This window comes from Solibacillus sp. FSL R7-0668, from assembly GCF_038006205.1.
Taxonomy (GTDB): Bacteria; Bacillota; Bacilli; order Bacillales_A; family Planococcaceae; genus Solibacillus.
Genome location: NZ_JBBOUU010000001.1, coordinates 1,382,137 through 1,401,168, shown reverse-complemented (window position 1 = coordinate 1,401,168; position 19,032 = coordinate 1,382,137). Strand labels below are relative to the sequence as shown.

The 19,032-nt window shown below is 38.4% G+C and carries 20 protein-coding genes; 8 read left to right on the top strand and 12 right to left on the bottom strand.

Annotated elements, in window-relative coordinates:
• Positions 1–50 precede the first annotated feature (50 nt).
• A complete protein-coding gene (locus MKX47_RS06640) occupies positions 51–905 on the bottom strand; it encodes a patatin-like phospholipase family protein (RefSeq protein ID WP_340772336.1) in 855 nt (284 codons plus the stop codon).
• 157 nt (positions 906–1,062) lie between these two features.
• Between MKX47_RS06640 and pepF the strand changes: the two genes are divergently transcribed.
• On the top strand, positions 1,063–2,868 hold the full coding sequence (pepF, locus tag MKX47_RS06635) for an oligoendopeptidase F (RefSeq protein WP_340772335.1): 1,806 nt from the start codon (positions 1,063–1,065) through the stop codon (positions 2,866–2,868).
• A 47-nt stretch (positions 2,869–2,915) separates the two neighbouring features.
• On the opposite strand, the gene MKX47_RS06630 is transcribed toward pepF, so the two are convergent.
• Complete coding sequence (locus MKX47_RS06630) at positions 2,916–4,136, bottom strand: NAD(P)-dependent malic enzyme (RefSeq protein ID WP_340772334.1); 1,221 nt, start codon at positions 4,134–4,136, stop codon at positions 2,916–2,918.
• Between the two features lie 393 nt (positions 4,137–4,529).
• On the opposite strand from MKX47_RS06630, the gene MKX47_RS06625 reads away from it, so the two are divergent.
• From MKX47_RS06625 to MKX47_RS06600, 7 genes are all read left to right on the top strand, one after another.
• Positions 4,530–5,345, top strand: a complete 816-nt coding sequence (locus MKX47_RS06625) for a S1C family serine protease (protein ID WP_340772333.1) — start codon at positions 4,530–4,532, stop codon at positions 5,343–5,345.
• 446 nt (positions 5,346–5,791) lie between these two features.
• The gene (locus tag MKX47_RS06620) at positions 5,792–6,487 is read left to right on the top strand and encodes a response regulator transcription factor (RefSeq protein WP_340772332.1); all 696 of its coding nucleotides are present in this window, start codon (positions 5,792–5,794) and stop codon (positions 6,485–6,487) included.
• Positions 6,484–7,908, top strand: coding sequence for a sensor histidine kinase (locus MKX47_RS06615; protein WP_340772331.1), 1,425 nt, complete (start codon positions 6,484–6,486; stop codon positions 7,906–7,908). The genes MKX47_RS06620 and MKX47_RS06615 overlap by 4 nt, the downstream gene beginning before the upstream one ends.
• On the top strand, positions 7,905–8,945 hold the full coding sequence (locus MKX47_RS06610) for a LolA family protein (RefSeq protein ID WP_340772330.1): 1,041 nt from the start codon (positions 7,905–7,907) through the stop codon (positions 8,943–8,945). Before MKX47_RS06615 ends, MKX47_RS06610 begins: the two co-directional genes overlap by 4 nt.
• A 10-nt stretch (positions 8,946–8,955) precedes the next feature.
• Entirely contained in the window at positions 8,956–9,156 is a 201-nt protein-coding gene (locus MKX47_RS21425) for a DUF6442 family protein (RefSeq protein WP_445683572.1), read from the top strand.
• Between the two features lie 123 nt (positions 9,157–9,279).
• The gene (locus tag MKX47_RS06605) at positions 9,280–9,459 is read left to right on the top strand and encodes a hypothetical protein (protein WP_340772329.1); all 180 of its coding nucleotides are present in this window, start codon (positions 9,280–9,282) and stop codon (positions 9,457–9,459) included.
• Between the two features lie 62 nt (positions 9,460–9,521).
• Positions 9,522–9,989, top strand: a complete 468-nt coding sequence (locus MKX47_RS06600; protein ID WP_340777729.1) for a YrvL family regulatory protein — start codon at positions 9,522–9,524, stop codon at positions 9,987–9,989.
• A gap of 176 nt (positions 9,990–10,165) precedes the next feature.
• Here MKX47_RS06600 and MKX47_RS06595 read toward each other — a convergent pair whose 3' ends face one another.
• The 10 genes from MKX47_RS06595 to MKX47_RS06550 form a co-directional block, all read right to left on the bottom strand.
• Positions 10,166–10,492, bottom strand: coding sequence for a hypothetical protein (locus tag MKX47_RS06595; protein ID WP_340772328.1), 327 nt, complete (start codon positions 10,490–10,492; stop codon positions 10,166–10,168).
• Between the two features lie 115 nt (positions 10,493–10,607).
• Positions 10,608–11,186, bottom strand: coding sequence for a hypothetical protein (locus tag MKX47_RS06590; RefSeq protein WP_340772327.1), 579 nt, complete (start codon positions 11,184–11,186; stop codon positions 10,608–10,610).
• 33 nt (positions 11,187–11,219) lie between these two features.
• The gene (locus tag MKX47_RS06585; RefSeq protein WP_340772326.1) at positions 11,220–11,681 is read right to left on the bottom strand and encodes a hypothetical protein; all 462 of its coding nucleotides are present in this window, start codon (positions 11,679–11,681) and stop codon (positions 11,220–11,222) included.
• Positions 11,682–11,683: 2 nt separating this feature from the next.
• On the bottom strand, positions 11,684–13,015 hold the full coding sequence (locus tag MKX47_RS06580) for a tetratricopeptide repeat protein (protein ID WP_340772325.1): 1,332 nt from the start codon (positions 13,013–13,015) through the stop codon (positions 11,684–11,686).
• A 386-nt stretch (positions 13,016–13,401) separates the two neighbouring features.
• The gene (locus tag MKX47_RS06575) at positions 13,402–14,181 is read right to left on the bottom strand and encodes a hypothetical protein (protein ID WP_340772324.1); all 780 of its coding nucleotides are present in this window, start codon (positions 14,179–14,181) and stop codon (positions 13,402–13,404) included.
• Positions 14,182–14,464: 283 nt separating this feature from the next.
• On the bottom strand, positions 14,465–14,731 hold the full coding sequence (locus MKX47_RS06570; protein WP_340772323.1) for a CD3324 family protein: 267 nt from the start codon (positions 14,729–14,731) through the stop codon (positions 14,465–14,467).
• A gap of 507 nt (positions 14,732–15,238) precedes the next feature.
• On the bottom strand, positions 15,239–16,255 hold the full coding sequence (locus MKX47_RS06565; RefSeq protein ID WP_340772321.1) for an inorganic phosphate transporter: 1,017 nt from the start codon (positions 16,253–16,255) through the stop codon (positions 15,239–15,241).
• A gap of 16 nt (positions 16,256–16,271) precedes the next feature.
• Positions 16,272–16,892 carry a DUF47 domain-containing protein gene (locus MKX47_RS06560; protein ID WP_340772320.1) on the bottom strand — a complete coding sequence of 207 codons (621 nt, stop codon included), beginning with the start codon at positions 16,890–16,892 and terminating at the stop codon, positions 16,272–16,274.
• A gap of 372 nt (positions 16,893–17,264) precedes the next feature.
• Entirely contained in the window at positions 17,265–18,074 is an 810-nt protein-coding gene (locus MKX47_RS06555; protein WP_340772319.1) for an MBL fold metallo-hydrolase, read from the bottom strand.
• A 135-nt stretch (positions 18,075–18,209) separates the two neighbouring features.
• On the bottom strand, positions 18,210–19,022 hold the full coding sequence (locus tag MKX47_RS06550; protein ID WP_340772318.1) for a sulfurtransferase: 813 nt from the start codon (positions 19,020–19,022) through the stop codon (positions 18,210–18,212).
• Positions 19,023–19,032: the final 10 nt, after the last annotated feature.

Here is a 19,032-nt window from a genome sequence, read left to right as displayed (position 1 = left end):
TTCCATGCCTTTTCGTTTAAAACATTATTATAATACAGCCGACCTTGCATCTACACCCCTAAAAACAGCTTCAACTCCGCCATTTGCTTTGTTGCTTGCTCGTAGCCCATATAATAGTTCGCCTTCATTTGATCCACCTTATTTTCAAAGCTTTTTAGCGCGCGGTCTGGTTTGAATATGAATGCATTGCCCTTCTGTTCCAGTTCGCTAATAAACTGCATCGTTTCATTGTAGTGTTCAGGGCGCTGATTCATTGCAGCTGCCAAACGTGGATAACGCTTTTTGAATAGCTTCGTTACCCAAGTAGATGATTTCGATGCCTCTTTTAAATAGCCCGGCTCGCGTGTTAAGATGAGCAAATGCTTCTCAAAACCCTTTTCAATAGCGCGCTTTACTGGAATCGAATCGGTTAGTCCCCCGTCATAATAGGGTGCATTGCCGATTTTAATTTCGGGAAACAATACCGGAATGGCACATGTGGCTTGTAAAATGTCGCATGTTTTGTTCATCGTATGTGCCTGCTTGTACTCCACTTTTCCGGTATACGCATTCGTTACCCCAAATTCCACTTCACCAGGGTAATTATAATACGCCTCCCAATCAAATAAATCGAGCTCATTCGGCACGACATTATACGCAAAATCCAGTCCGAAAATACTTTTTTCCTTTAAAATATTGCGTGGTCCCATATAGCGCGGGTCATTGCGATATGTCGTTAATACACGCATTGTACGCTCCGGCTGATTCGACATATACGAAACCGCATTAATTGCGCCCGCTGATATCGCAGCAATATACGGCATCACAATTTCTTCCTCCATTAATGCATCCAGCACACCCGCAGTATACACCGTACGGAAAGTGCCCCCTTCTAAAATCAAACTACAATCCTTTACTTCATTCACCCTTATCACACTCTTTCATCCATATGAAAATCCTTAATTCCATTATAAGGTTTTCTCGAATTGACAACAAAGAATTTATTATCGCCATTTACTTCCTAAATATTCTGAAATATGTTATTATTTATTTCGAAATTCGTAACAAATAGGAGGGCATATGATGTCAACAATAAAACGTAGCGAAGTACCTGTGCAAGAAACATGGAATTTAGAAGATTTATTCGCAACCGAAACAGATTATACAGCCGCAATCGAGGATTTAAAAGCATTTGTAGATGATGCGGCAACTAGCTTAGAAGGCAGCATTGCGGATGTGAATAGTGCTATAAAAGCAATCGAGGTAACAGAAAAAATCCAAGAAAAAATGGTACCCATCGGAACGTTTGCGAATCTTGCAAGCAGTGTCGATCAAACAAATACAGAAAATCAAATGCGTTCGGCAAACTTTGGCGCATTAGCTGCAACAATCGCAACGAAGCTTTCATTTGTTACAAGTGATTTACTAGCATTAGATGAAGCCGTATTAAAAGAGGCGCAAAACGTAAAGCCAGAATACAAAAACTTTATTGATAAATTATTAGTACAAAAGCCGCATCAATTACATCCACAGGCTGAAAAAGCATTAGCTGCATTTGGTGCGACATTTAACGCACCATACGAACTTTATAACACAACGAAATTAGTTGATATGCAATTCCCTGATTTTGAGGTGGATGGTCAATCGTATCCAATGAGCTATAATTTATTTGAAGGCGACTGGGAGCTCGAAACGGATACAGTAAAACGCCGCGCTGCCTTTGATGCATTTTCTAAGAAACTACGTGACTACCAGCATACAACAGCAAAGACGTATAACACGCATATTCAAATGGAAAAAACAGAAGCTGACTTACGAGGCTATGATTCGATTTTCGATTCATTATTACAACCGCAGCGCGTAGACCGCTCTATGTACGATCGTCAAATTGATTTAATTACTACCGAGTTGGCACCACATATGCGCCGCTATGCAAAGCTTATTCAAAAAGCACATCAATTAGACCGTATGACATTTGCCGATTTGAAAATTTCATTAGACCCAACTTATGAGCCTACAATTACTATCGAAGAATCGCGCAAATACATGAAGGACGGCCTAGCGATTATGGGCGAGGATTATGCGCATATGCTGGATCGTTCATTTGATGAGCGCTGGATTGATTTCGCACAAAATGTAGGAAAATCAACAGGGGCATTCTGTTCTAGCCCATACGGTGTACACCCATATATTTTAATTTCTTGGACAAGCCGTATGAATGAAGTATTCGTTCTTGCACATGAACTTGGTCACGCGGGACACTTCTATTTAGCAAATGATGCGCAAAATGTGTTTAATGCGCGTCCATCACTTTATTTTATTGAAGCACCATCCACAATGAACGAAATGTTAATGGCCAACTATTTATTGAAAAACTCAACAGACGCACGCTTCAAACGTTGGGTCATTTCAACAATTATTAGCCGTACGTACTACCACAACTTTGTTACACATTTACTAGAAGCGGCCTACCAACGCAAAGTGTACGAAATCGTAGACGCAGGTGGTACAGTCAATGCACCGAAGCTGAACGAAATCAAACGCAAAGTATTAGAAAACTTCTGGGGCGATGCAATAGAAGTAAATGAAGGTGCGGAGCTAACTTGGATGCGCCAGCCACACTACTATATGGGCTTATATCCATATACGTATTCTGCTGGTTTAACGATTTCTACACAGGTGTATCGTCGCATTTCGAACGGGGACGAATCAGCCGTTGCAGATTGGATAGACGTATTAAAAGCTGGTGGTACAAAATCACCGCTAGAATTAGCACAAATGGCAGGTGTAGATCTTTCAACCGAGCAGCCATTACGCGAAACGATTGCATTTATCGGTGAGTTAATTACACAGCTTGAAGAGCTAACAGCAGAAATCGCCGCACACTAAGGAAGAAACGCGATGGCGTCCAATATACGGAACGCCATCGCTTATTTTTATATCGCAATCGTAGTTGTTTCTTGTACAACAGCTGTTTGCTGGAACAAATCCGACACGCCAGATTCAATCGCGGCAGAACCTACAGCTTTTGCGACTACCCCCGCTACACGCTCATCCATAGAGCTTGGTACAATAAAGTCTTCATTTAACTCTTCATCCGTCACCAATGAGGCAATAGCTTCAACCGCAGCCAACTTCATGTCCTCGTTAATATCTGTTGCTCGTACATCTAATGCACCACGGAAAATACCCGGGAATGCAAGCATATTGTTAATTTGATTTGCATAATCTGAGCGCCCTGTACCGATAATTTTTACGCCCCATTTTTTAGCATTATCCGGTGTTACTTCTGGATTTGGATTAGCTAAGGCAAAAACTATTGGTTCTGCTGCCATTGATTTAATATGATGCTCCTTCAGCAAATCAGCCGCAGAAACACCGATAAATACATCCGCATCCACAAGCGCTTCATCTAATGTTCCTCGTAATTGATAAGGATTCGTTATATTTGCGACTTGTTCTTTAATCGGGTTCATCCCCTCTTGTCGCCCTTCATAAATGATTCCTTTTGTATCACACATTAATACGTTTACATAGCCCATCTGAATTAAAATACGTAAGATGGCAATACCCGCTGCACCCGCGCCATTAATGACAACCTTCATATTTTTCGGCTGCTTTTTCACAATTTTTAATGCATTGATTAACGCAGCACCTACAACAATCGCTGTCCCGTGCTGATCGTCATGAAAGACAGGAATATTACATTCAGCACGCAAACGGTCTTCAATTTCAAAGCAGCGTGGCGCTGAAATATCTTCTAAATTAATCCCCCCATATGTAGGAGAAATCGCTTTGACAACTTGCACAATCTCATCGACATCCTTTGTATTTAAGCAAACTGGGACCGCATCCACATTGGCAAAGCGTTTTAATAATAGCGCCTTCCCTTCCATTACTGGTAACGCTGCCTCTGGACCAATATCTCCAAGTCCTAACACTGCCGTCCCATCTGTGATAACTGCTACTAAATTGCCCTTCATTGTGTAGTCATACACCTTTGATGGATTTTTTTCAATTTCTAAACATGGAGCTGCCACACCTGGTGAATACGCTAAGCTTAAATCATATTTGTCCTGAACAGGTACCTTTGAGCGAATCTCCATCTTACCACCAAAATTTTCATGCATTTCTAACGACTTCTTCATTAAATCCATTCTCATCATCCTTTTCTAATTGTTTGAATTTTCTTTATATTTACGTATATTATGGGTTTCTCACCCTTATGTCAACAATAATATTTGAATTATAAACATTACTCATAAAATTCGTTAAAAATCCTTTGGCATCAACGCTTCAAGCGTCATTTTCGTTTCCTTTTGGATTGCTCATCTTTACACAATCAATTATATTAAGAAAATAAATGTAAGGGCTGTCATTTTCAAACTAGCGCTTTAAAGGGCGAAATTGTGTGATTATTTGCACGAAGTATTTTCGCTCGTGTAATATGAAGAAATTCACATACTTCAAAAATAAAAATATTTGTTCAAAAAGATGTCGTCACAAATTTCTCACAATTTGTTACACTTATACATATCGGAGGGAATTACATGACTGAACATAAATCGACCGAAGAGCTCACAGAAGAAGAATTTTTAGAACTTGTATTAGACGAACAACAAAAAGCGCTCGCTGAGGAACGCGAACGCCGTTTAAATCCTACCCCTATGAAGCCAAAACGCCAAAAGCCTGTTGTACGAATCGTCGTTTGGCTCATGGCGTTTACATTAATTTTCAATACCTTTGCGATTATATTTAATATCTACTCTATTCCGGCCATTGAATTTTTAAAAGTATCGGCCAAGCTTTCTAGCCAAGAAAACATTCAAACATACAAGCAGGCCGTTGTAACAATTAACACCGATTCCGGAAAAGGGACAGGTTTCGCTATTTCAGAGGATGGCTTTATTTTAACGAACGAGCATGTCATTGATGATGCTTTAACGATTACAGTTGTCTTTCCAGATGACTCCTTATACGAAGCACAGGTTGTTGAGGCTTATGAGGAATATGATGTAGCCTTATTAAAGATAGATGGCCGTGAGTTGCCACATTTAACCTTAGCGGAAGACAGTACATTCACTAAAAATGAGCATGTTTATTTCATCGGTAATCCCCTCGCCTTTAGTGGCATTGCGAATGAAGGAAAGCTGCTCGGCTATACAAATGCTACGGATATAAAAACTGATATTGTAATGATGAATGCTCCTGTATACCGAGGCAATAGTGGTAGCCCCGTCATTAATGAAGCTGGGCGGGTCATCGGCGTTGTTTTTGCAACCGGATCACGTGAACCTTATGGCAAGGTTGGGTTATTTATCCCGATTGAAGCCGTCCACCAACAATTTCAGCAGACTTTACAGTAAAACAACTGTCTAGTTGAATGGTAAAATTATTTTTGCTAGGGAAGATAGGTGAAATGAGTCTATCTTTCCTAGTTTTAGTTTCTAGAAGTTTCTTAAAAAAAAATAATTCAGCAAATCACGCTCGAAATACAAACAACCATCATTTCATCCAATTCTTAAATAAGATACCTTGTAAATTAACATAAATATGTTGAGATCTTAAGCCTTCATCTCCAAAAACACTCAAAATCCCTCATCTAATACCCATTTGCAATACTATTTTCTATCAAAAACTACCTTTAAGTGTGAATTAAAACCCATTTTATCTCCATCACTACATATATTTAAATAGATTCTTCCAAATGAATCCCTATTATGCTGAAATAATGCACAATAAATATAAAGAATGTATAAAGTTTTCAATATTCACCGTATCAATTGTTATATTTTTTTCAGGAGGCGTAAGCATGAACCAAATACTACTCATAGAAGATGATCAAGAAATTGCGAAAATCATTCAGCATACATTAACGAATGATGGCTACAATGTCACGTGGGCAACAACAGGATTAGAAGGGTTAGCAGATTTTAAAGCAGCTCGCTTTGATTTAGTGCTCGTTGATTGGATGCTACCTGAAATGGATGGTTTACAGGTAATCGAACATATTCGACTTGAAAGTGATATTCCTGTCATTATGATTAGTGCACGAAATACGGAAGTCGATAAAGTGACGGGACTTGCGGATGCGGATGATTATTTAGCGAAGCCTTTTTCTTTAGAAGAATTAAAGGCACGAGTACGCGCGCAGTTAAAACGTTGGTATCGCTACAATCACCTAACCCTTCCACAAAACATTCAACATTTTTCAAATGGATTGACGATTCATTGGCAAGAACAGCTTGTTTATTTGAACGAAGCCGAAGTCAATGTGACACAAAAAGAATATGACTTATTAAAGCTATTCGCCCAGCATCCACTTGAACTCTTTACAAAAGAAGCACTTTATCAGCATATTTGGCAGCAAGCAGATATGGATCAGCTACATACCGTTACCGTACATATTAAAGCACTACGAGAAAAGCTAGGCGACCCTGTGAAAAATCCACATTTTATTCAAACCGTTTGGGGCAAGGGTTATCGCTTTATCGGTGAGCCATTATGAAAATCAAAACATGGTTACTCCTTACCTACTTACTCGTTATGCTTATCCCGCTTGCCGCTTTTTATGGGCTTTATGTTTCAATTAACAACTACTATCAGGACAAGCATGTTGAGGAGTATTTTGACAAGTGGAATACGGTAACAGATGTAAAGAAGCTGCTTACAGATCCTTCTCTTTATTCAACGTCTGCGAATTATGCAGCGCTCGAACAGACAACAAATAATTACCTCATGATAACGCTTTATAACGCGAGTGGTCGTGTGTTATATGCCTCCAACCCATTTGTTAGTCAGGCAAATTTTGAGAATAAAAAGAAGCTTTATCAGCATTTATATGAGCTTGAACAAACGTACGATGCGTTTGTCTATAAAGAGCCTGTCTATCAAGAAAAGCAAATCATCGGTATTTATAAAATCTCACTCGCTCGTACGGAATGGGTAGACCATGTGGAATCTAAAATGACCCTTGTATTGATTGGTTTAGCTGCAATTTTACTGATTCTGTATAGTTTGGTCATTTGGTTTTTACATCGTCGTTTAAACAAGCCACTTCGGCAGCTACAACAACAGATGCAGCACTTTGCGAAAGGACTCCTAATCGAGCCTTTACCTAGTAGAAAAGATGAAATCGGTGAACTTAGCACTAGCTTTGAAGCAATGCAACAAGAAATTTTAGCAGCACGCGCACATTTACAGCAGGAGCAACAGCAAAAACACTATATGCTGGCGAGTCTTTCGCATGATTTAAAGACACCGCTCACATCTATTCAAGCTTATACCGAGAGCCTTTTATCTGAAGGTGATGCAAACAAAGAGGAATATTTATCGATTATTACAGCGAAAACCGTATATATGAAACAGCTACTTGATGAGTTAACGATGTTTTCACTATTGCAGTCACCTACTTATGAAATGGAGCTTGTAGCAGTGGATGGCGAAGAATTTTTTGACATGCTCCTTGCAGATTATGAGGATATTAGTCGGGAAAAAGGATTTATTTGTACAATAAGCTGTCATGTGACAGGGACCTTTTACGTACAGCCAAAACAGCTCATGCGTGTGTTAGATAATTTATTATCGAATGCTTGGCGCTATGCAAACACAAGTGGAACAATTCGCATTGCAGCATTCAATCCACATTTGGCGCCTAACTGGTGCTCTATGCATTTAACTAAAACGACTGGCGTCTACATCATTGTGACAAATACAGGCACAGAAATTCCAGCTGAGCAATTAAACCAGATTTTTGAACCACTTTATCAGGTTGACCAAGCACGAACAAAAACAGGTAATCGAGGTACGGGATTAGGACTAACGATTGCCAAAGATATTATTGAGAAGCATCACGGCACAATTAAAGTCGTATCGAAACAAAACGAAACAGCCTTTATCATTTGGCTACCACAGGAGGAAAAGGAATGAAAAAAGTAGTTTATGCAGCAGCACTAACATTAACGCTTGCACTAGGAGCTTGCAGCGAAACCGAACAATATTCACCACAGGAAATTTTAAATCAAGCGATGGAGGAAACAACAGAACTTTCTTCTTACTATGCGGAATATAAGATGAACGTTGATGGTGAAGGAAGCTATACGGCAAAACAATGGGAGCATAACGGAAAGATTCGTATTGAAATGCTAGATGCTACAGGTGAGGAAACACTTACAGTTAATGACGGCAAAACAGTTACACTTTACAATCCAACACTTAATTCTGGTTCAACCTATACCGTAACCGATGATATGGAGGGCTTTGTCCGTCCAACATTAAAGGAACAAGCGATGCAAACATTGGAATTAATTAAAGACACACATGATATTTCTGTTGGGGATAGTGAAAAAATCGCAGGACGTGAAACGTATCATTTAATCGCCAAGGCAAAGGAAAAAGGTTCTTTAATTGGTGATATCGAAATTTGGGTAGACAAGAAAACGTGGATGACCTTAAAAACTGTATCAATTACAGAGGATATGAAGCTAACAATGGAATTCACAAAATTTGAGCCTGACGCAAAAATTTCAGCGGATCAATTTGTATTAGACCTCCCTGCCGATGCAGCAATGGAAACAATAGACGTTACGATGCCAACACAAATTACGGCGTCAGAGGCTCAAAAAATGCTTGGTGACTTCCTAGCCTTCCCAGCATCTACAGGCTATGAGCTATTAACGATTGAAGATATGGAAGTACCTGAAACGAAGGAAATTGCGCTTACGTATTTAAAGGACGGTGAGCCTGCCTTTACGCTATCGGTTTTCATCCCAACAGATACAGAACCGTTTTCGACTGATAGCGCTGTAAAAGTCCATGGTCAACCTGCTGAAATAACAGATGAACAATTTTTCAAACTCCTACAATGGGATGAAGATGGCCTACGTTACGGCATTATATTAGAAGATGAAGAGCTTACATTTGAAGAGGTACTTGCGTTAACGGAGCAAATGGAAGTGATTCAATAAGGAGCAAAACATGCAGAAAGAAACCTCAGATGATTCAACGCATATTTTAAGTATTTGCGTTTTCATTATAATTTTAATCATCATAAAAATTATGAATGAACAACCCGCCACAGATTTATTAGCTGTGTTAACGGCTTCCTTGAGGATTCGTTCGTTTGCACTATATCAAAATCAAAAACAGCATTTTGGTCAGCGATATCTTATGGACTGACGAAGATTGCCTTAATCATCCACTATCTTTATAAAATAATTTAATACATCATTTGGCGGAGTAAACTATCAACGCTTACTTCGCTAAATTATATGTAGATGCAAATTTGAAAAGGGGTAACTTATGAAGAAAAACATTTTTACTAGTATAAAGTGGGTTGCAGCCATCTATGCTATCGGTTACATCATTTTTGGATACCCTAATGATACCTATTTAATGCGCGCAATCAATGGCATCATGTTGACAATTTTTTCTGTTAATCTCTTAATTTATTTGTTTATATTTATTGAAAAGAAAAAATGAGCATTAGTATTTACTAGCATGTACATAACTAGTTAGGGAAAAATATCTATCCATGAAAATGACTGGAGGCATCACAAATAAAGAACTTAAAAATAATCGTTATATGTACATCTATCCTAGGCATAGCTTTATTAGGATTTGCTATTTTTGAATACATATTTCTAAAGATTTTCGGGCTACAATACAATTCAATTGGTGCTTTATTATTATTCTTTGTGCTGTATGTATTTCTTGAAATGCCCCTTTCACTCATTGCAAATGCGCTACCAAAAGCTTTAAAATCGCTGGACATTATCCAATCAAGTAAAGGTTGGTTATCAATCATACTTAATACCTGCCTCACATTTGGGCTAATTAAAGTAATCGATACCTTTATGGATACGATTTCGATTACTTGGCAAGGCGCACTTTTATTCGCACTTATTACCGCACTAATCAATTGGAAATTAGGCGAGCAAGATGATGAACCACCAATGAGAGATAGCGAGGAATTTAAGCAAATAGAACAGAGATTGAGCTCTAAAAAATAACCTCATCTAGCGGTTGCTATAAAGTTGGAAACTAGCATTTTTATGCGACCCAGTTATTGGCGGTTAAATGTGTTCTATGTGGTATTATTATGGCGCATTAAAATCGCTCTTCCTTTTGGTGTTGTTGTCTTAACTCCATAAAAAAGGAAAGCGATTTTTTTATTCTGCTTAATACCTTAGATTTCGCTATGTCTTTTCGCAAAGGTTGATGGCGAAAATACGACTTCATATTGTCCCTCTAGCTCTTGTTTAACCTGTTCAGTCAGCTCTGCCCCACGCACATTATGCTGTGCCTCCATTGCAACACCACCCGCCACAATGCCGTCTGTCTCCCACTCAATCCATGTACCGTATGCAGCCACCCACTCTAACAGCTCGGTCTTTAATGTTTTTGATAATGGAAATTCGTCTAGCTCTAAATTGCCATAGCATTTATTACACCATAACGGATCCGCGCTGAAATCAGCTTCTACTTTTAAACATTTTGTTCGTTCCTTACACATTTAGTTTAGCTCCTTTGAATATCACTTTCAGCTTTTGCTGGGCGCGCTCAATCATTTCATCTGTCACATCAAAGAGTCGGTAGTTATCAAAATAATGACCTGTAAATAGCATCTCCTAATCCTCCCAGTAAAAAATCGCATCCCATACAAGATACTTCCCTTTCCTGCGCGACAGTGTCGGAATGGCTACATCAAAAGCTAGTAGCGACTCGATGTCTTCCTTACGTAGCACGGTAAAATGGTATTTCATAAAAATTCGCTCGAGCGTTTGAAATAGCTGTTCAAACCGAGGCTCAATTACAAGCTGGTAAGGTTCATCCAACATGCTCTTTCCCCCACCCAAATACTCGCCTGACAATGAATAGGCATTACTTTCATCTGCATTGCCTATTAGAATTACAGGGGCTAATCGGCTAATGAGGACGTGCAAGCCTTGAATATGTTCTTCACGCTTATTCGCATCCTCCTTCACCTCTATATGTTGTGCTTCATAGCAAAACCATTGCATATAAGAAGCATAGCCACTACCAAAATGCTCCCTTTCAACCTTGCAATGAATTTGGGCACGCTCTAGCTCAGCTAAAATCGATTTCAAATAATTTTTTAGCTCCTGCTCATCCTGTGTCGAATATGGGTACTGCTCGCTCACGACCTCTTGGCGAATCATCGCTTGTAGCTGTTCGTTCGTAAACACGGCTCTACACCTCCATCTTATTGCTTAATTTTTTTACGCATCACGTTCATAAATTTCTTTCATCGTATCAAACACCGACTTATTCTGAAAATCTGCTCGGTCAAACTGTAGCCTTTCACATACCACATATAAAAACCAAAGCCACTCCTCATCTCGTTCAATAATAGCTCGCTTGCCTCCTGCTTCTATATAGGGCATAACAATCGCTTTCTCTAAGGTTTGAAAATAAAGCACGGCCTCCTCAGCACCAGGCCAATTACAATCCTGAAATAGCTCCACCATCCGTGGGAATGCCGCTTTGTTAGCTGGATAACCGATTGCCTCAATCACTTTCATGCTGTTTTGCCAGCAACTTTTCGCATACGGTGGAAAAACAAGTGCGAGCTGATCGCGTGGTGTGTTTTCTGTGAGCCATTCCATTGCCTCTTTTTGTATTGCTTCTGGCAAATGCCAATGTAATTCATACGTATAAAGTCGAATTAATTCGATATCCATAATTAAGCTCCTTCATACTCCAAATTTCCATGCTGCACACAGCCAAATAGCTGGCAGCCGCTCATAGGATACATATCATATTCAAACGCAGGCACGGAGCCATTTTCGAGGCGTTGCCATAAAGCTTCTAGCGTATGTTGTCGCTCGGTTAATTCTACAATACGCTCATCACGATCCTGCGCTGTCCAATGTTCATCGAGTTCAGCCTGCTGTTCATCTTTTATTTCCTCTTTATTTTGCTGGATTGCTTGGTGAATCAACGAATGACAAGCATCTTTGTCCTGTAATCGCCATAATGTATAGGCAAAACGACTGACGATATACGGCGAAGTGTAATAGCTGCTCCACTCTTTTTCAAACTGCTCACGAGCCTCCACAAATTGACCTAGTTCCACGTAAACGTCTGCTATTTCTATCGCACCTGTGTAGTCATCCGCTTCATCATTCCAGCCCTCTAACAATGCCTTTGCCTTATCATGCACCCCTGCGTATACCCAAGAAACAACCTCATGCAGCTGTGTCAGCCCTGAATCACCCACACAAAGTGCAAACGTTTGTGCCGCTTGCTCGTACGCACCAAGCTGAAAATGGGCAAGTGCTAAATTGTAGGTTGCTTCTTCTGTTTCGCTAAATGTAAGAGCCTGCTGTAAATAGCTTTTCGCTTCCTCAAACTGCTGTTTATGTATCGCAATTTCACCGAGCATCATATAGGGAAAGGATGACTGTGGCTCAAATGCCAGTACTTGCTGCAGTAGTCTTTCCGCCTCGTCACGGTCTTCTTCCTCTCGCAAAAACATCCAGGCATAATTGTTTAAGCTTTGAACAGAAGGTGCTTCCTCAGCAAGCTTTTTAAACAACGCCAATGACTCCTCATATTCATTCTGCTCAAGCAGCAGTATAGCCTTCGTATTTTCCGTTACAACACCCGTCAAAAAACGGTCCAACTTCTCGATATAATCGATTTTGTGAAGCTGTTCATTCAAAGCAACTAAAAAACGAAGGACCGCATATTTCACTGTTTCAACTGGTAATGCTGGCGGCTCAAATTGTTCAATGGGTGAATGCAGCTTCATACGATTTTGCTGTATATCAAACAGTAGTATCGGCTCATCTCGATCAATCAAATGATAGATAAAATTGCATCGTAAATCATGTCGCATTGCAGCTAGCCATTTCCCAAGCTCCTTTGCGAGCCCTACTATAGTTATATGTGTTTCGGTAAAATACAGCTGTCCATCCACATAAATTTGTAAGTCTCCAACTAAATGGCAATTGTCACTTGCCCACTCATTAGGATTAAATTGCTCGCCTTTAAGCTCAAATTGAAATTTCACGTTCGCTCTCACCTTTCTAAATAATCAATAATTGTTTAGTCATACCATACTTCTTAGATTTATATTAATATAACATATGTAAGAGGAAAATAATGGTTTCAATTACACATCAAACAAAGCATACAGCACTCCAAACTATTTCCGTTGAACTAACAGCTTATCTAGTTGAAGCCGTATGTAATTGCTTTTACAGAAATAATAATAAACCTATTCATAGTAAGTATAAATGTTCCTAATACTACATTTGGTAACTATCTAAAAAAGAAAAAGCTCGTCAAGCCAGATTAAGGTTTGACGAGCTTTCTCTATGCAACCCCCTCTCAATAAGGAGGCTGGGGATTATTGAACTTTGTATCATTTTATTTTCCTAGCATCATTGTCATGTATTAATTTTGTTGGGCTCGTCTATATATAAGTTGTTTTAAACTGCTCCACTCTTTGTTTAGTTGCTCCGTTGATAAAAGTTTCCAAGGATTAAATATCGTTTGACCATGCTTATTAAAAAAAAGATTTTCTTCAATACAATATGCCGCATGCTGGATGTTATCATTTTCATCTTGCCAAATAACCACATCGCCTTTATTTGGTCTGTTCGTTTTCACAATTTGATACTGACATTGCTTCAATTTCTCTAAAAAGGTTTGTTGATGTACCCATTCATGAATGAGCCATGGATTTTTTCCTTCCGTAATTGCATATAATACCGCCGCTAAGCAATTGGCCCCTTGTTTTTTCCCAAATGTATTGGCAAACAAATGTATATGATTCGGCAAATTGACGGGGACTTCTTGACATTCTCCCTTATCCCACCATTCATAAACCATCCTTAATAATAATTTCTCCTTTGTATATGGATTCAGATTTTCCCACATTGTACGTTGCAATACCACATGGCCGTTTTGAATATAATCTACTGGGATATCTTTGATGTTATGTATAAATGAAATCGGTACAGTCATTCCTCTTTTGCATTGTACTTGAGCAGTTAAGATGAATTTCTTTTCCTCTTTCGACAGTTGTTCAATCCAGTTACTTTCAGCCACAATGACGTATTTTGCATATTTTATATTCCAATACTCATAACTATTCATATAGTGGATCTGACTATATGTACTATGACTAAAAAACTCGTCTATAGGTATAGCAAGTATATCCAAATGATTCATTACCTTGCTATATTGCTCTTCTGTTAAAAAAAAAGAAGTCTTTATCAGGGATATAACTCGTCATCCATGAAGCTAATACATTTGTTGTCGGTTGAATCTGCATTCTCTTTTCTCCTCACTATATTGATTCATTCCAATCATAGACTACTTTTCCTAGTACAAATAGGGACAAAACTATTCGGAATTGTTTTCTACTTAAATCTCATTAATAAAAAACGAAAAGCCATCTAGCGCAATGTCTAGATAGCTTAATCGTTGTATGTAATAAAGTTTTCGCTTCCATTTACTTCTTTGAATAAACAATTTTTTTAATTGTTTCAGCAGACAAAAAATATTGTTTGGCTAGTTGCTCAATATTTTTTCCATTCTTAAATAAATGTTGGATTTCTAAATTGCGCTCGTCAATCAATAATCGACCATCACTTTTAGAACCCCATTTTTCACGTGAGTGTTGCTGCTTCGGTATATATATCATTTCACCTTGTACATATTTTTGGATTTCATTTAATAAATGCTCAGGTAAAATTTGATTTGCATTTACATAGTTCATTATGCTAGCTCCCCTATTTTCATATAAAAATAAATAAGGTGCAAAGCCATACTATTAGAAAATGCTCTAGCGATTTGTTTGATTTTTTTTACCCCATGCAAAGTATCGCTTTCCTAATAATAAGCTTTGCATGAGTTTGAACATTAGTGCACATCAAATAACTTGATTGCCTCATATCCATCAACCTCCTAGTATGCTTTTGATATGCGTAAATACACAATATAAGCTATCTCATTTATATAATATCTTAATTATCATATTATTCACACTTAATATACGTAGAAAAATAATTTTCATACTAAACTCATTTTAGCAAATGAAAATATTTAATTTTAATTTAAGAACATTACCCCTCAAAAATCCCATTAATAATTGGATTAAATTGGTCCGCACAGCATCATTTAGATGAAAAAAGCAATAAAAATAGCCTATCAAATCTTTGTTGATTTGATAGACTCGTTCATGCTCTATTTCATATATTTTAATTAGGAGCCGTACCGCTTTATTTTAGAAAATCATGCTGTATACGAAGTAAAATGCCCCTGCCATTACAGCTGAAATTGGTAATGTGATAAACCACGTAATGACAATCTTACGTGCCATCCCCCATTTTACACCTTTTACACGCTGTGCAGCACCTACACCCATAATAGCCGAAGAAATGACATGTGTTGTCGATACCGGTAACGCGATTACTGTTGCACCAAAAATAATTGATGCAGACGTTAAGTCAGCTGCTACCCCGTTAACAGGACGGATTTTCATAATTTTGCCGCCAACTGTTTTGATGATTTTGTAGCCACCTACTGATGTACCAAGACCCATTGCTAATGCACAGGCAAAGCGTACCCAATCTTGTACTTCATCTGTTGATTGCCAATTCGCAGCGATTAATGCCATTGTAATAATACCCATCGCCTTTTGCGCATCATTCGTACCATGTGTGAAGGATTGCAATGCCGCTGTACCGATTTGTGTTAATCGGAAGGCTTTTGTTGTTGTATATAATGGTGAACGTTGGAAGATGAATTTGAAAATCTTCATCACGATGAAACCAAGACCTAATGCAAGAATAGGCGAAATAATTAATGCCTGTAAAATCTTTATGAAGCCTTCATAGTTTAAAATACCAAAGCCTGCTGATGCCACTGCCGCACCCGCAATTGAACCAATTAACGTATGCGAAGAACTCGATGGAATTCCGAAATACCATGTTAATAAGTTCCAAGTAATGGCAGAGCTCAGTGCTGCTAAAATAACAACCGAACCTGTGACATCCCCTTCAAATGCGTTTAGCGAGAATGGATCAACAATGCCTGATGCTACCGCTTTTGCTACACCTACGAATGTCATCGCACCGATAAAGTTCATCGTCGCTGCCATTAGAATTGCCACACGCGGCTTTAGCGCACGCGTTGATACAGAAGTGGCAATCGCATTTGCTGTGTCATGAAAGCCGTTAATAAAATCGAATGCGAGCGCAAAGATGACGACAAGGACGGTAATAATTAATAACGTATCCATAGTTTACTCCTTTTCTTTACGCGTTTCGCATAATGATCGATTCAATTGTATTTGCTACATTTTGGCAGTAATCTGCAATTTCTTCTAACTGTTCATATAAATCCTTAAAAATAATTAAACGGATTGGATCTTTTTCCACTTGGAATAGCTCTGTAATGGATTCACGGAAAATTTCATCACATTGACGTTCATAATCCTTTATTAAAATCGCATGTTGACGCATGCCGATTAAATCCTTTTTGTTTAATAATTCCATGGCCTTCACTGCTTCATCTGAAGATTTTGCAATGTAGTCTAAGAAATTATGCATATGCTGGTTTAAATCTGTAAAAGCATACATTTCAAAATGCGCAATTGTGTTTTCAATGCCATCTAAAATATCGTCTAATTTAATGGCTAGCGCTAAAATGTCTTCACGCTCGATTGGTGTCATGAACGAATCATTTAATTTGACGATTAATTCGTGAATTAATTTGTCACCCGCTGTTTCGTAAGATTTCATTTTAATTTGAATTTGCTTTAAGTCTGCAATATTTGAGATGGTACATTCTTTTGCGAAGTTGGCACCTTGCTGTACATTTTTAGCAATATTTAATAATCCTTCGAAAAATGGATCTGGTTTTTTTGAATTAAACACGGGTGTAAATCCTCCTAAAATTAAGTTTGTAAATCAAAACCTACGTTATCATAACATCTACTTTTCAATTTCTTCAATACTTCTATTTGTTCTTAACAAAACCTTTACAAAACATACGATGAAAATCACACTACTTTCCCTATTGAAATTATCATTTTCTATCAAAATATTCTGAATCCTATTAAAAAGCACCGATTTTATGCCGAAATTCGACAAATTCGATATTTATTTCGAAATAAAAAGTCGCCATTACGAATATATCCAGTTCATATCCTTCTCAATTGTAAAGGAATTGTAAAGGTTATATTACGTTATAATAAAAATCAAAAAAAGAGAATTTCCTTTACCTTCCAAAGAAATTCTCTCCATTTTCTAGCCTTTACGTAGTATTGAGGACACAATATGCGTGGAATCCCATTCACCTAAAGAAAACTTACTAATTGGGTATTTTCTCTCGAATAGTTGCCCAGTGATTTCCTTTACAGATAGCCCTTCGTCATTCATATGCTTAATTTTACCGCTCAGCTCTTGTAAATAATCTAGCTTCATACGTAGCTTTCTTTTACCATCCTTTACATAGCCTGCATGATTGCAAAATACTTCTTCAAAATCATAAGTAAGCACCCGCTCTATTGACGAGATGATTTGTGGTATGCTTTCGTCACGCATTACGACCTTTGTTTTTGGTGTTACAAATAAATCACCCGAAAAGAGCTGGCCGGTTTGTTCATTTAAAAACACTAAATGATCATTGGAATGCCCCGGTGTTTGAATGACCTGCCAATTTGCTGTGCGCGAGGAAAAGCGTTCGCCAATCACATTTGCTTCGAACGGCTCACGACTCCCCCAAAATAGCTTGCGGTATAAAGGGTACTTCGCTTTATATGTACACTCTTGCCGACGAACATCACTCATATAAATAGGTACATTTAATTTTGTTTGCACATAGTGCGCCCCACCCGAATGATCTTCATGAAAATGTGTCAATACCGTTTGATCAATATCAAGCTGCGAGAAGAACGGCTTAAATTCCTTTAAGAGTGAAGCCGAACCTGTATCGATTAACACGCCGTCCACCTCAAAGCAATGCACATTCAGCTTGATTGCCTGAAATGTGACAATGCCATTGACCATATTCACGCCCGACTGTGTCAGCTGTTCCGTTTTTTTCTTCAATAACACAATAATTCACTCCCTCATTCGCTAATTTTTGTAATTTTACTGTAGCATAATTTATGAATGAACGCTCATTTTTTAAGATTAAAAAACATGATTTTCCCATTTGTCGGAAAAATCATGTTATTTAGCTGAATTCAGTTAAAGGTTTTCACCAATTTCGATTGGTTCGTGTTTTACCCAATCGCTATAGCCAGCCATATAAATCTTTACCTGCTCATAGCCAGCCTGTTTTAAAATCGAATAAACAGGTGTTGCGGTTACACCTGAACCACAGTACACAATAATCTCCTCGTCTTTTTTTACTTTTTCTAATAACGAGGAGGTAATAACTAAATTGGCACCTTCTCGGAGCTGTTCCCAATCATAATTTTTCGCAGTTGGAATATGGCCAGCAACGGCATCCATTGGCTCTTCTTCCCCACGGTAACGCACATTGGCACGCGCATCGAGTAATGTTACGTTTGCTTTCTCGTCTACTACACGCACAATATCCGAGCGTTTTAATAAAATTTCATCATTCCATTGTAAATTCAACGTTGTCGGAGCAAATGTAGGAACTTCCTCCGATATGGCAAAACCTGCAGCCTTCATCGCTTGATAGCCCCCGTTGACAATATACGCGTGTTGAAAGCCTGCATAATGTAAAATCCACCAGGCACGCGTAGCAAATGGCGATGCACCTTGGTCATAAATATAAATGGCATCATTGACATGTAAACCACTTCGTTCGAAAAGCTGTTGCAGCTGCTCCTTACTTGGAAGTGGATGGCGTCCTTCATTACGTGTCATATCAGAAAGATCATCATTTAAATCCCAAAAGATGGCCCCTTCAATATGCCCTTCCTCATATAGTTGCTTGCCTAATTGCTCATTTGTTAAATCGTAACGGGCATCAATGATTCGTCCGTTACGTTCCATTTTATTGGCTGATACAAAAATCGTTGTTTGCATGTCGTTTCCC